12 protein-coding genes are annotated in these 13,378 nt (G+C 75.3%); 5 read left to right on the top strand and 7 right to left on the bottom strand.

The window, feature by feature from the left end; genetic code table 11:
- Positions 1-123: 123 nt before the first annotated feature.
- Positions 124-741: a YceI family protein gene (locus ACIA8Q_RS22890; RefSeq protein WP_360211237.1), complete on the top strand. Its 618-nt coding sequence runs from the start codon at positions 124-126 to the stop codon at positions 739-741.
- Between the two features lie 179 nt (positions 742-920).
- On the opposite strand, the gene ACIA8Q_RS22885 is transcribed toward ACIA8Q_RS22890, so the two are convergent.
- Entirely contained in the window at positions 921-1,883 is a 963-nt protein-coding gene (locus tag ACIA8Q_RS22885; protein ID WP_396317608.1) for a LysR family transcriptional regulator, read from the bottom strand.
- 129 nt (positions 1,884-2,012) lie between these two features.
- Here ACIA8Q_RS22885 and ACIA8Q_RS22880 point away from each other — a divergent pair, with 129 nt between their 5' ends.
- Positions 2,013-3,395 carry an MFS transporter gene (locus ACIA8Q_RS22880; protein WP_396317607.1) on the top strand — a complete coding sequence of 461 codons (1,383 nt, stop codon included), beginning with the start codon at positions 2,013-2,015 and terminating at the stop codon, positions 3,393-3,395.
- Between the two features lie 9 nt (positions 3,396-3,404).
- Positions 3,405-3,884, top strand: coding sequence for a macro domain-containing protein (locus ACIA8Q_RS22875; RefSeq protein WP_360211231.1), 480 nt, complete (start codon positions 3,405-3,407; stop codon positions 3,882-3,884).
- Here the strand turns inward: ACIA8Q_RS22875 and ACIA8Q_RS22870 are convergent.
- Positions 3,869-4,438: a GNAT family N-acetyltransferase gene (locus ACIA8Q_RS22870; RefSeq protein ID WP_360211229.1), complete on the bottom strand. Its 570-nt coding sequence runs from the start codon at positions 4,436-4,438 to the stop codon at positions 3,869-3,871. The genes ACIA8Q_RS22875 and ACIA8Q_RS22870 overlap by 16 nt on opposite strands.
- A gap of 192 nt (positions 4,439-4,630) precedes the next feature.
- Between ACIA8Q_RS22870 and ACIA8Q_RS22865 the strand changes: the two genes are divergently transcribed.
- Entirely contained in the window at positions 4,631-5,422 is a 792-nt protein-coding gene (locus ACIA8Q_RS22865; RefSeq protein ID WP_387902139.1) for a TetR family transcriptional regulator, read from the top strand.
- Positions 5,423-5,456: 34 nt separating this feature from the next.
- On the opposite strand, the gene ACIA8Q_RS22860 is transcribed toward ACIA8Q_RS22865, so the two are convergent.
- The 5 genes from ACIA8Q_RS22860 to ACIA8Q_RS22840 form a co-directional block, all read right to left on the bottom strand.
- The gene (locus tag ACIA8Q_RS22860) at positions 5,457-6,737 is read right to left on the bottom strand and encodes a GNAT family N-acetyltransferase (RefSeq protein WP_360211225.1); all 1,281 of its coding nucleotides are present in this window, start codon (positions 6,735-6,737) and stop codon (positions 5,457-5,459) included.
- 322 nt (positions 6,738-7,059) lie between these two features.
- Positions 7,060-8,364 carry a C40 family peptidase gene (locus tag ACIA8Q_RS22855; protein ID WP_396317606.1) on the bottom strand — a complete coding sequence of 435 codons (1,305 nt, stop codon included), beginning with the start codon at positions 8,362-8,364 and terminating at the stop codon, positions 7,060-7,062.
- A 280-nt stretch (positions 8,365-8,644) separates the two neighbouring features.
- Entirely contained in the window at positions 8,645-9,718 is a 1,074-nt protein-coding gene (locus tag ACIA8Q_RS22850) for a hypothetical protein (protein WP_360211221.1), read from the bottom strand.
- A 78-nt stretch (positions 9,719-9,796) separates the two neighbouring features.
- Positions 9,797-11,461 carry a threonine/serine exporter family protein gene (locus ACIA8Q_RS22845; protein WP_396317623.1) on the bottom strand — a complete coding sequence of 555 codons (1,665 nt, stop codon included), beginning with the start codon at positions 11,459-11,461 and terminating at the stop codon, positions 9,797-9,799.
- Between the two features lie 320 nt (positions 11,462-11,781).
- Complete coding sequence (locus ACIA8Q_RS22840) at positions 11,782-12,435, bottom strand: VTT domain-containing protein (RefSeq protein WP_360211217.1); 654 nt, start codon at positions 12,433-12,435, stop codon at positions 11,782-11,784.
- Between the two features lie 427 nt (positions 12,436-12,862).
- On the opposite strand from ACIA8Q_RS22840, the gene ACIA8Q_RS22835 reads away from it, so the two are divergent.
- The gene (locus ACIA8Q_RS22835) at positions 12,863-13,186 is read left to right on the top strand and encodes a hypothetical protein (RefSeq protein ID WP_360211215.1); all 324 of its coding nucleotides are present in this window, start codon (positions 12,863-12,865) and stop codon (positions 13,184-13,186) included.
- The last annotated feature ends 192 nt before the right edge of the window (positions 13,187-13,378 follow it).

Below are 13,378 nucleotides of genomic sequence, written 5' to 3'. Positions count from 1 at the left end.
GGAGCGGCCGGGGCACCTCCCGAAGGCCGTGGCGCGCCATGGTTGAAATTTGAACGAAAGCGCCCTACGCTGGAGCCAACAAGTTGAAGCCTAAACAACTGGCTTCGAACCCGAGGAGGAGCCATGGGCCTGTTCAACCGCACCAAGACCGCCACCCCCGCCGCCGCGACCGCCGTCACCACGGCCCCGGCCGGCCCGGACCTCGCCCACCTGACCGGCGACTGGGCCGTCGACACCACGCACAGCGAGGTTTCCTTCTCGGTCCGGCACGCCATGATCACCAACGTGAAGGGCCGCTTCACCGAGTACGACGGCAAGCTGCACCTGGACGGCACCACCCCGGGCAACTCCTCCGCCGACCTGGTGATCAAGGTCGCCAGCATCGACACCAACCAGGCCCAGCGCGACGAGCACCTGCGCACCGGCGACTTCTTCGCGGCCGACACCTACCCGGAGATCCGCTTCCGCAGCACCTCGACCGAGTGGCTGCGCGGCGACACCTACCGGATGGCCGGCGACCTGACCATCAAGGACACCACCCGCCCGGTCGTCCTGGACCTGGAGTACACCGGCAGCGCCACCGACGCCTACGGTGCCGAGCGGGTCGGCTTCGAGGGCTCGACCGTGGTCGACCGCACCGAGTTCGGCCTGACCTACAACGCGGCCCTGGAGACCGGCGGCGTGCTGATCGGCGAGAAGGTCAAGCTCGGCTTCGACATCTCCGCCGTCAAGGCGGCCTGACCCGGCCGTCCACGGCCACTGCCCGGGCGGGGCGCGCCGCCGCCGACGCCGCCGGTGCACCGCCCACCCGCCGCCCCTGCCGACCCCCCGACGGCAGGGGCGGCGGCATCCCCCGGCCGTCGCGCCGCGGTCGGCCGGTCCGCGGCCACCCGGGCCCCGTGGCCGGCGCGGCCCCGCGGTCACCCGGCCAGCAGCGCCGCGTCCGGCGCCGGCAGCCAGCTGCCCTCCGGCCGGAGCAGCCAGCCCTCGGCCGCGCCGAACCCGGCAGCCGCGGCGACCAGCGCCGCCAGCCCCGGATGCCGCTCGCCGGGCCGGTGCACCAGGCTGACCAGGCTCAACGGCACCGGCTCCACCAGCGGCACGTTCACCGCCCCCGGGAGGCTCGGTCCGCCGACCGTGGTCAGCATCGGGTCGCCGTGCCGGGCGAGGTAGCGGGCGGTCTCGTCCACGCCCACCGGCGGGACGTGCGGCGCGGCCGGCGCCAGGCCGTGCTCGCGCAGCAGGCGCACGCCGAGGTCGGCCCACTCGGTGGTGGCCGGGTTCCCCGCGCAGACGTCGACGGGGTGCCCGGCGAGGTCCGCGAGGCGCAGCGCCCGGCGGCCCGCCAGCGGATGGGTGTCCGCCATCATCACCGAGACCCGCTCCAACCGCACCGGGACCTGGGCGAGTTGGCTGCGCAGCTGGGCGGGCAGGCCGGCGAAGCGGCCGAACGACACGTCCAGCCGGTGGGCCAGCAGTTCGGCGGCGGCCGCGGCGAGGCCGCCGTGGAAGCGGGCCAGCAGTTCGCCCTCCGGCCAGGCCGCGCGGGCCCGTTCGAGCACCCGGTCGGCGGTGAGGTCCGGGCCGGTGACGTCGCTGTTGAGGTCGAGCAGCAGCGGCCGGACGGCGTCGCCCAGGATCTCGTCGTGCAGGGCGAGCAGCCGGCGGGCCCGGGGCAGCAACCGCAGCCCGGCCGGGGTGAGTTCGACACTGCGGGTGGTACGGGTGAACAGCGCGTCGCCGAGCAGCCCCTCCAGGGCCCTGATGTCCCGGCTGAGCGCCTGCTGGGCGACGTGCAGCCGCCCGGCGGCCCGGCCGAAGTGCAGGGTCTCGGCGGTCGCGACGAAGCCGCGGAGCAGACGGGGGTGCAGGTCACGGGGCATGGGCGGCAGGGTAACAACCGCACGGCCATTGACAACAGCGTGTTGTGAATGCGGCGGAACAGGTGTTGGACGGCCGCCGGGCGCCGCCGCCAGGCTGGAGGCATCCCCCTCCGCCTCCCCTGGAGCCCGATGCCCCCGCGCGCCCTCCTCCCCTCCTACCGGCGGCTGTTCGCGGCCCCCGGCGCCGCCGCCTTCACCCTCACCGGACTGCTCGCCCGCCTCGCGCTGTCGATGAACGGCGTCTCGCTGGTCGTCCTGCTCGCCGAGCGGCGCGGCTCGTACGCCCTGGCCGGCAGCGTCGCGGCGGCCGGACTGGTCACCGGCGCGATCGGGATGCCGCTGCTCGGGCGGCTGGTGGACCGCTACGGCCAGGCCCGGGTGACCGTCCCGGCCGCGCTCTACAACGTCCTGCCGCCGGTCGCCCTGCTGCTCTGCGTCCGGTCCGGCGCCCCCGACTGGACCCTCTACGCCTGCTGGGCGGCCTGCGCGGCCACGCCCAACCTCGGCGGCATGGCCCGGGCCCGCTGGGCGCACCTGTACCGGGCGGACCCGGCCGCCCGGCACCGGGCCAACTCGCTCGAACAGGCGCTGGACGAGCTCTGCTTCATGACCGGGCCGGTCCTGGCGACGGCGCTCTGCACGACGGTCGCCCCGGAGGCCGGACTGCTCACCGGCGCGACGTTCGGCGCGGCCGGCGCCCTGCTGTTCGCGGCCCAGCGGCGCACCGAACCGCCGACGGCCGCCCGCACCGCGCAGGACGCCCCCGGCTCCCCGCTGCGGGTGCCCGGGCTGCGCGTGCTGGTGCTCACCTTCCTCGCCACCGGCGTGGTCTTCGGCGCGACCGAGATCACCACCGTGGCGTACGCCGACGCGCTCGGGCACCGGGCGGCCGCGGGCCCGCTGCTGGGCCTGGTCGCGGGCGGATCCTGCGTGGCGGGGCTGCTGTTCGGGCTGCTGACGCCGCGCCGGGCACCCGGCGTGCGCTTCCTCGCCGGGGCCGCGGCGATGGCCGCGGTGCTGCTGCTGCCGCTCGCCGCCGGGCTGGGCGGGGCCGGGCTCGGCCTGCTCGGGGTGGTGCTGTTCGCGGGCGGCACGGCCACCGCGCCGACCATGGTGACCGGCATGACCCTCGTCCAGGAGCTGCTGCCGGGGCGGCAGTTCAACGAGGGGATGGCGGTGGCGGTGTCCGGCATCGTGGTGGGCATCTCGGGCGGCGCGGCGCTCGCCGGGGCGGTCGCCGAGCACGCCGCGCCCGGCACCGGCTACCTGCTACCGGCCGCCGCGGCCTCGCTGGCGCTGATCATCGCGCTGGCCGGGCAGCGGCACCTGCGCGTCCCCGGCGGCTCGCGGGCCGCGGGCGGCTCACGGGCGCTGGACGGCGCCGAGGGCTCCGGTGCTCCCGGGGCTCCGACCCGCCCTGACGGCCCAGGCGGCTCGGACTGCTTGGACGGCCCGGGCGGCCCGGGCGGCCCGGCGGAAAATGCCGAGCGGGCTGTCAGTGCCCCGGTCTAGCGTTCGGGCATGACGGAGATCACCTACGTCCGCGGCGATGCCACCGCGCCCCTCGGCAAGGGCGTGAAGGTGATCGCGCACGTCTGCAACGACCTCGGCGGCTGGGGCAAGGGCTTCGTGCTCGCGCTGTCCGGACGCTGGCCCGAGCCCGAGGCCGCGTTCCGGCGCTGGCACCGGGAACGGGCCGGGAACGACTTCGGGCTCGGCGCCCTCCAGCTGGTGCGGGTCGGGCCGTACGTCTGGGTGGCCAACATGGTCGGCCAGCGCGGCATCCGGACGGGGCGCTCCACGGGGGTGCCGGTCCGGTACGAGGCGATCGACACCGCGCTGGCCGCCCTGGGCGACCGGGCCCTGGAGCTCGGCGCGTCCGTCCACATGCCGCGGATCGGCTGCGGCCTGGCGGGCGGGCGCTGGGAGCGGGTCGAACCGCTGGTGGCGGCCCGGCTGGTGGCCCGGGGCGTACCGGTGACGGTCTACGACGTGGACTGAGCGGCAGCCGGGTCGGCGGCCAGGGCCTCGGCCGGCCAGCTGTACACGTACTCGGGCAGCACGTACCCGCCCGGGAACACGCCCTCCTGGGCCCGCGTCCGCACGGCGCCCTCGCGCTCGTAGAAGGCGATCGCCCGGGTGTTGTCGCGCAGCACCTCCAGGTACAGCTCGGCGCCGGGGTGCCGCTCGGCGACGTGCGCGCGGCCGGCGGCGAGCAGGGCGCGACCGATCCCGCCGCCGGTCAGCCCGGGGCGGACGTGCAGGTTGTCGACCAGCACCCGGCCGTCCGGCTGCGGGACGAGGTAGACGAACCCGACCGTCCGCCCGCCCCGTTCGGCGATCAGCAGCTCGGGCTCGGCGGAGGGCTCGCCGTAGTCGGCGCCCAGCCGCAGCTCCCACAGCTCGCGCCGCTGGGCGGGCAGTCCGTCGCCGAGCGCCTCCGCGGGGACGATCCCCTCGTAGGCGGTGCGCCAGCTGCCGGCGTGCAGGTCGGCGACGGCGGCGGCGTCCCGCGGTCCGCCGCTGCGGATGGTGGTCTCCCCGTGGCTGATCATGTGACGAGCCTCCCACACCGACAGAGTTGAACATGTTCAAGCCGACCCTCTACAGTTCTGCCATGCTTTTGAACGCGTTCGAAAGGATGGGGGCGGCAGGTGCGGTACCGGACGCGGAGGGGACGTCCGGTACCGCACCCACCGACACCGGCTGGAGCCTCGTCTCCGGTTAGGCTCGTGCCCGTGGACGACCTGGCAGCGACGAACCGAACGGACGGCACGAGCGGCACGGCCGAGGCCGAGGCCGCACCCGGCGCGGACAGCGGGCCCCTGCCCGGCGGGCGGGCGCAACCGAAGACCGACAAGAGCGAGCAGACCCGGGCGCTGATCCTGGAGACGGCCATGCGCCTGTTCCAGGAACGCGGCTACGAGAAGACCACCATGCGCGCCATCGCGACCGAGGCGGGCGTCTCGGTCGGCAACGCCTACTACTACTTCTCCGCGAAGGAATTCCTGATCCAGGGGTTCTACGACCGGATGACCCACGACCACGCGGCGGACGCCAGGCGCCGGATGGCCCACACCCGGGACTTCGCCGAGCGGCTGCAGATCGCCCTGGACTCCTGGCTCGACACCGCCGCCCCGTACCACGAGTTCTCCGCCCAGTTCTTCCGCACGGCCGCCGATCCGAACAGCTCGCTCAGCCCGTTCTCCAACGAGTCCCATCCGGCGCGGGCGACGGCGGTCGAGCTCTTCCGCGACGTGCTGCAGGGCTCCGAACTGGCACCGAAGCTGGACGCCGAACTGGTCGACCTGCTGCCCGACGTGCTTTGGCTGCACCTCATGGTCGTCGTCCTCTACTGGGTCTTCGACAGGACCGAGGACACCGAGCGGACCAGGGAGTTCGTCCGCCGCTCCACCCCCATGGCGGCCCGGGTGATCAACCTCTCCCGCTACCGGGTCTTCCGGCCGATCGTCCGCGACGCCAAGGGCCTCATCCAGGACTTCATCCTCCCCACCATCGGCAAGACCGCCGTCAAGTAGCCGCGCCCGGCGGCGGGGAGGGTCCGGCGGGCGGTCAGAAGCCGTCCGGGTTCCAGGGCTGCAGGGGGGTGCGCAGCAGGAGGTCGGCGGCGGCGGCCGCGCCCGGGCGCAGTTCGGTGAGCAGGCCGGCGGCGGCCAGCCGGGGCGCCGTCTCGCCGCCCAGGTGGAGCGAGCCCAGGACGGAGGCGTCGAGGGCGAGGTCGGCGTCGTCGGTGGTCCGGACGCAGCGGCCGGTGCCGTCCGCGGCCACCTCGACCGCCCAGTGGCCGGCGGCGTAGCCGAGCCGGTCCTCGACCGCCAGCACCACCCGGCCCGGGGCGCCGTACGTCCGGGCGGCGAACGCCGCCTCGACGTCCAGCACCCGCAGCCAGGTGAAGTCCGCGTTGTCCACGTGGGGGGTGGCGGCGCGCGGGTCCTGGAGGAGCAGCGGCAGCGGGTCGTCCGGGCCGACGTTCTCCACCACCACCTTGCGCACCCAGTCGACGGACAGGACGAAGCGCCAGAGGCCAGCGGCGGTCGCCCGGTCGAGGGCGAGGAAGTCGACCACGGTGAGCGTGCAGTCGGGGTAGCTGCCGTCCCACTTGTCGTCGACCCGGTAGACCACCAGGCCGGTGACCGCGCCGTCGGCGTCCCGGTGCACGGCCGCGAACGGCTCCTTGAACTCGAAGCCCGGCACCTGGAGCTCGCCGGTGGAGCGCTTCCACCACAGCCCGTCGCGGGCGATCGCGCCCGGCTGGGTGCGGCGCCAGCGCTCGTGCAGGTCGGCGCCGACCTCGCGCAGCTCGGCCATGGTCACGAAGTCGATCCGGCCGCCGGGGACGGTCGGCAGGCCCTCGCGCAGCCCGCGGGTGCGCCGCAGGTCCACGTTCCAGCCGTGGCCGCGGGTGGCCGGGCCGAAGCCGTAGCGGCCGTAGATGTTGTACTCGGCGGCGATCAGGATGGCGACCGCCGAGCCGCGGTCGGCGGCGGCCGCCAAGTCCCGGCGCATCATGGCGCCGAGCAGGCCCCGGCGGCGGTGGGTGGCGCTCACCGTCACCGCGGTGATCGCGTCGGCCCGGACGGCGGCCCCGCCCGGGACGGTCAGCTCGACGTCGAAGCTGCGGAAGGTGGCGATGCAGCGCTCGCCGTCGAAGCCGCCGAGCATCCGGCCCGGCTCCCACTGCCGACGACGGAAGTCCGCCGCGCTGCCCACGTGCGAGCGCAGGAAGCCCGTCGCGAGCGCGCGGTCCCACGCGGCGACCTCGTCCTCGGCGATCGCGCGGATCCGGAGGCCGTCCACGACGTCCACGGCACCGTCATCGGTTCTGTTGCCCATCGGGCCACCGTACGGCGGCGCTCGTCCGGCGGCATCCGAATTATTCCGTGCCCGACCGGCGGTGCTCGCCGGGCGTCACCACCCAGTCGTGGCAGCGCAGCACGCGGCCCGCGAAGTCGACCTCCCGCTCGCCGAGCAGCCGGAAGCCGGGCCATCATTACCGGGTCGCAGCGCATCCGGACGTACGCCTCGACGTCCCCCTCCCGGACATCCCGCAGCAGCACGGCGTCTCCTCCCGGTCGTCGGACCACCCACGGTAGCCCCGACCCCCGACGACGCCGGCCCGTCCCGAGCGCGAGGGGCCCCGGGACCCCTCCGGGCGCTACGGGCGGGCGTAGAAGTCCGGGGTGCCCATGATCCAGAGGCTGGCCTGTTTGACCGGCATGCCGACCCGGGGGGCCTCGATCATCTGGTCGTCGCCGATGTAGAGGCCGACGTGGTGGATGTCGGCGGCCCGGCCGGTGTCGCTCCAGAAGACCAGGTCCCCGGGGCGCAGCTGGCGGTAGCCGATCGGGGTGCTCTGGGCGTACTGGTCGGCGGCGAAGTGGTTGAGCGACCGGCCGCCCTCGCGCCAGGCGGTCATGGTCAGCCCCGAGCAGTCGTAGCCGTCCGGGCCCTCGCCGCCCCAGACGTAGGGCAGGCCGATCTTGGAACGGGCGAAGGCGACGGCGGCGGCGGCGCCCTCGGCGGACCACGGGCGGTCCGCGGGCGGTGCGGCCCCCACGGCCCCCACGGCCCCCACGGCGTCCGCGGCCGCGGCTTCGGCGGCGGCCCGGTCGGCGGCGGCCTTCTCGGCGGCGGCGCGGGCGGCGGCCTCGGCCTCGCGGGCGGCGATCGCCTCCACCGCCTCGCGGCGCCGGCGTTCGAGCTCGACGGTGGTGTGCCGGGCGGCGGCCAGTTCGGTGAGCAGCTGCTCGCGGCGACGCGCGGTGGCGGCGACGGTGCTCTGCTGGGCGGCGAGCCCGGCCTCCGCCCTGCTCCTGGCGGCGCCGACCTCGGCGGCGGCCTTCTCGGCGGCCCCGGTGGCGGTGCGGGCGGCGGCGGAGGCCCGGGCGGCCGCGGCGGCGGTGGAGGTGGCGGCGTCCAGGATCTGCCGGGTGCGGTCGCTGGCGACGCCGACCGCGGTGGCGCGGTCGCCGGCCTCGCGCGGGCCGCGGGCGCCGAGCAGCGCGTTGAGGGCGGAGAGTTCGGCGCCCGCGCCCTGCCGGTAGGTCTCGGCGGCGAGCCGGGCGGCGTCCTCGGCGGCCTCGGTGCGCCGGGCCTCGGCGGCGGTGGCGCGGCCGGCCGCGGCGGTCTCCTCGGCGCGGGCCCGGGTGAGGGCGAGCTGGGCGCCGTTGTAGGCCTCGACGGCCCGTTCGGCGCTGTGCGCGGCCCGGTCGAGTTCGTCCCGGGCGGCGGTGAGTCCGGCCTCGACGGCCGTGACGGTGGCCGCCGTGCGGTCGGCCTCGGCGCGGGACCGGCCGATCTCCTCGGGGGTCGGGTACCGGTCGTCGCCGGTCGCGGGGCCGGCGGGGGCTCCCGGGCCGGCGGCCGGCGCGGGGTCGGCCGGCGCGGCCTGGGCGGCGGGGAGCAGCCCGAGCAGGGCGGTGAGGGACAACAGGAGGGTCGGCAGGAGCCTGCGTGCCACGAGACATCCCTTCTCACGGGTCCGGAGGGGATGACGGCCGGGCGGCCCCCGGGGCCCCGGAGGCCTCGGGACTCCCGGTCCGAAGGCCTGGGCGGCCGGGCGGCCGGGCGGCCGGTCCGAGGAGCTCCGGCGAATCATCCCATCACGTGACAGAACGGTCACTTGCCGATCATGTTCTCAACTCCGGCGCCTTTCCCACCCCGAACACCGTCCGCCGGTCGGGTGACCATCGGATGATCCGACCAGGAGTCGGCTTCGGCCCCGCCCCGGGGGAGGCGGCCTACCGGTGGATCCGGGGGGTGTGGGTCCGCAGGTGGGGGTGCCGCGAGGAGCGCCGCTCCAGCCCGGTCGGCCGGACCGCGTACGTCCGGTTGCGGCCCGCCCGGACCGCCCGGCGGCGCTGCTGGGCGCCGCGGGACGGGCCCGGGAGGCCGACCGGCCCGAAGGCCGCGCCCTCCCCCGGGCCGAGCGGGGAGCCGGCGGCGGCCGCCGAGCGGCGGTCGGCCAGCCGGGCCTGGCGCCGGGCCAGCGCCCGGGCGGCGTGCGCGTCGAGGTGGGCGGTGGCCCGGGCGGCCATCCGCTCGGCCACCCGGTGCGCGGCGGGGTGGTTCGCCGGCACCTTGTCCGGAGCACCCGCGATCAGGTCGAAGAGCCAGGTGCGGGCCCGGTCGGCGCGCCGGTGCAGCAGGCGCTCGCGCCGGAGCGCACGCGCCCGCCGGCGGGGGCGCGTGGCGTACCGCCAGCGGGCCCACGGGCTGCTGGGCCGGGCCAGCCGGATCGCCCCGATCCAGGAGAGGCCGGGGACCATGATGCCCAGCAGGCCGGTCCACATCTTGCCCTTGATCAGGGTGATCACCGAGGCCAGCGCGTTCACCGAGATCACGGTGATCAGGCCCCACCTGGTCTCCTCGCCGGGCACCACGCCGAGCGGCACGTACCCGACCAGCAGCAGGGCGGTGAACAGGATCCCGAAGATCACCGCGTCCACCGACTTGCGGCCCTGCTCGCTCCAGTAGACGTCGTCCAGGTGCAGGATCAGGGCGAACTCGTCCAGCACCAGGCCGCAGCCGATGCCGAAGACCAGCCCGAACCAGTCGATCCACGGGTGCCCGCCGTAGGTGGCGAACACCCCGATGCCCCCGGCCAGCAGGAAGCCCAGGCCGAACACCATGTGGTGGATGTGCAGGCCGCCGGGGGTGACGTTGCCCGGCCACCAGCGGACCTGGGCGCGGATCATCCGGACGCTGAAGCGGATGAAGACGAAGGAGGTGATGAAGCCGACCAGCAGCAGGAGCAGCGGTTGCTTGTGCGCGGCGAGGATGTGCTCGCGGTAGCCGTCCAGCAGTGTGGTCATGCTTCTTACCTTCGTTCCTGGTCCTGCGTCCGGTCGGCCGTGACGTGGCCCGGAGGCCAACACCGGTCCAACGCCCGGTCAGAACCCGCGGGTGCGCTTGGCCGCCCGGCGCGGGCCCATCGGGTACAGCGACGGGCGCTCGCCGCCGACCGGGAGTTTCATGAAGAGTCGGGCGATCTCGCCCCCGAGGTTCACGCCGATCGCCAGCGCCATCGCGATCGCCGCCGCCCGGGAGACCGACACCAGGCCGGCGCTGGAGTGGCCCTGCGCGAAGGAGAGCATCCCGAGGTAGAGCGCCGACCCGGGCATCAGCGGGCCGATCGCGGCGGTCACGTACGGCAGCGCCGAGCCGTTGCGGTAGCGCGCCATCAGCTGCCCGAAGAGGCCGACCAGGCCCGCCGCCACCCCGGTGGCCGCGATCGGGGACAGGCCCGCGTTGTAGGCCAGGACGCCGTAGCTGGCCCAGCCGATGCCGCTGTTCAGCGTGACCAGGGCGAGCGAGCGCCGGTCGGTCTGCAGCAGGGTGGCGAAGGCCAGGGTGAGCACCAGCGCCGCGATCATCTGGACCGGCGGGTAGCTGACGCCCACCAGGCTCTCGTCCGGCCGCAGCTTCGCCTCGAAGCCGACGCCCAGGTAGAGGATCAGCATCACCCCGATCACGATGCCCGCGACCAGGTAGATCACCTCCAGCAGGCGTGCCGCGGCGGTGATGTAGAAGCCGGTCAGACCGTCCTGGACGGCGGCGACCAGGGCCCGCCCGGGCAGCAGCGCGAACAGGCCGCCGGTGATCACCACCGAACCGCGCAGCCCCCAGTCGTTGAAGGACAGGATGATCCCGGAGGCCGCGGCCGGCATCGCGGCCGCCACGAACTGGTAGAACTCCGGCAGCCGGCGCCGGGCCAGCATGGAGGCCAGCCGGTCGCCCAGGACGGCCGCGACGAAGGCGCTGGCGAAGACCAGCCAGGCCTTGTCGTCGGCCCGCCCGCCGACCAGGAAGGTGGCCGCGCCGGCCAGCAGACCGGTGGTCAGCGCGAGGAACCAGGCCGGGTAGGGGTGGCGGTTGCGGCGGATCGCGGCGAGCCGGCGGTAGGCGTCGTTGACCGTGACCTTCTCGGCGGTGATGTCCGCGACCAGCTCGTAGACCGCGTTCAGCCGGGTGTAGTCGGAGGTGCGGCGGCGCACCACGCGGTCGGCGGTGATCGGCGGCTCGACCAGCGAGGGCTGGTGCGAGATGCCGATGAGGGTGAAGGTCACCTGCGGCTCGCAGTGGTCCAGCCGGTAGGCGTGCGCGATGCCGAGCATCGCGGCCTCGACGTCCTCGGCGGCCTCCCCGCTGGCCAGCAGCAGCTCGCCGATGCGCAGCGTCAGGTCGAGGATGCGCGGGACGTTGCGGGTCGCGGCCGCGGAGGGGTGCAGTTCGCGGGCGGTCCGCTCGAAGGCGGGCCGCTCGGACATCGGGGTGCGCAGCAGGGTGCGCATCCGGTCCGGCCAGGGCGCCTCGCCGGGCGCGCCGGGGGTGAGGTCCGCGACGGGGATGCCGGTGGGCGGCGTGTAGCCGGCGGCCCGCCACTCCTCGGGGGTGAGGGTGTCCTCGGCGACCGAGCGGCGCCGGGCCGGCCGGGCGGCCCCGCCCGACGGCTCCAGTCCGGGGTGCGGCCCGGCCGCGACGGCCGGATCGGGCTCGAACGCGGGCTGGGCCTCGGACTCCGGCTCCGGCTCCGGCTCCGGCTCCGGGTTCAGCAGGCCCCTGGTCTCCGGGATCGGCGGAACGAGCGGGACGACGGTGACGGGCTCGACGAGCGGGGCCGGGTGGCCGAGCAGGCCCTCGGTGGGCGGTGCCTCGGCCGGGTCCACCGGCCGGACCGGCGGTGTCCGCCGCGCCTGGCGGACCGCCCGGCCCCCCCTCGCCCGCTTGCCGCCGCCCGGTCGGCCCCGCTTCGGCACTTCCGCTCCTCGCCACCCCTGGTGGCCGCCTGCCACCGTTCGATCTCGGGTTACACCTTGCCTGATCGAACAGCCGGACGCACATGTACGCGACGTAGCGTGACCGTCCCCACGGGCGCCTACCCGGCGCGGTGACGGCTGGCGGCGGCCGCGCCGGAGCGGCGGGCCCGGAGCAGTTCGACGGCCACCGGGACCACCGAGACCAGCACGATGCCGACCAGGATGGCCTCGATGTTCTCCCGGACGAACGGGATCCGGCCGAGGAAGTAGCCGAGCACGGTGACCCCGGCGCCCCACAGGACGCCGCCGACGACGTTGAAGACCACGAAGGTGCGGTAGTTCATCCTGCTCACCCCGGCGACGATCGGGGTGAAGGTGCGCACGATCGGCACGAAGCGGGCCAGCACGATCGCCTTGGGCCCGTGCCGGTCGAAGAAGGCGGCGGCCTTCTCGACGTTCTCCTGCTTGAACAGGCGGGAGTCGGGGCGGCGGAACAGCCCCGGCCCGACCTTGCGGCCGAACAGGTAGCCGACCTGGTCCCCGGCCACCGCGGCGGCCACCACCAGCGCGCAGACCAGCCAGAGCGGCTGGTGCAGGTACGTGCCGCCGGCCACCAGCAGGCCGGTGGTGAAGAGCAGCGAGTCGCCGGGCAGGAAGAAGCCGATCAGCAGGCCGGACTCGGCGAAGACGATGGCCAGGATGCCGAGCAGGCCGAAGGTCGAGATCAGGTGGGTCGGATCGAGCCAGGACGGGCCGAGGGCGAGGCTGGTCACGGTGCGGGCACTCCGGGAGGTCGAGTCTTGGCAATGAAAAGGTAAAGCATTCACCAAGACTCGTCGGCCTCCGAAATGGTTCCCCGACCGGGCGGGGCGGGGCACCCCGCCCCCGTCCCGCCCCGCCGGACCTTCGGGAGCACCCGGTCAACTCTTGGTTGACAGCGGAGGGTTGCCGAAGAATCCCGGCCTGGCCCTCAACTGGCCCTTCCCACAACGGATTCGGCCGGCCGGACGGCGCCCGTCGGGCCGTCCGGCGGAACCCGGATACGACAACGCCATGACACCATCGGGGGAATTGCCACCCGTACGGTGGAGTTCGTCCACGCCGCTGGTGAATGCTGAACGTGCGACGTCAGGCAACGGCGCCACGGAGCGGCCACTCCGGATCGCGCCACATTTCGCACCCCAGCTCAGGGAGACCAGCGTGTCCCGTATTCGCGCAGCCGCCGCCGTCACCGCCCTCGGCGCGTTCCTCCTCGTGGGCATCGGCGCCACCGCCGCCCACGCCGACAACGGCGCCGGCGCCGTCGACCACTCCAACAGCAGCGTCGTGAACAACACCGGCTCCGGCAACATCATCGGCAACGTGACCGGCAACGTGGTCAACACCCAGCAGACCGCGACCGGTTCGGGCGCCGCCAACCAGAACAACGGGCTGGCCGTGACCGGCAACGGCGGCAACATCGGAGCCCTGCAGGGCAACGGCAACGTCGACGCCCGGGTCTACTACCCGCACGTCCTGTACTGAGGCGGGCCCGACAGGGCCCAGGCGCCGCTCCCGGGGTCTGCCACCGGGCGCCCCACCGGGCCGGGCGCCCGCTCCCGCCGGGCGGGGGCGGGCGCCCCGCCGCGCGCGGGAACGCCCCGCCCCCGGCCGGCCGGGCCCCGGGGCCCGGGCCCGCGGCGCGGACCGGGCCGGGCCCGGGGGGCCGGGTCCGGG

Source organism: Kitasatospora sp. NPDC051705, from assembly GCF_044453265.1.
Taxonomy (GTDB): Bacteria; Actinomycetota; Actinomycetes; order Streptomycetales; family Streptomycetaceae; genus Kitasatospora.
This window is presented reverse-complemented; position numbering and strand designations above follow the sequence as displayed.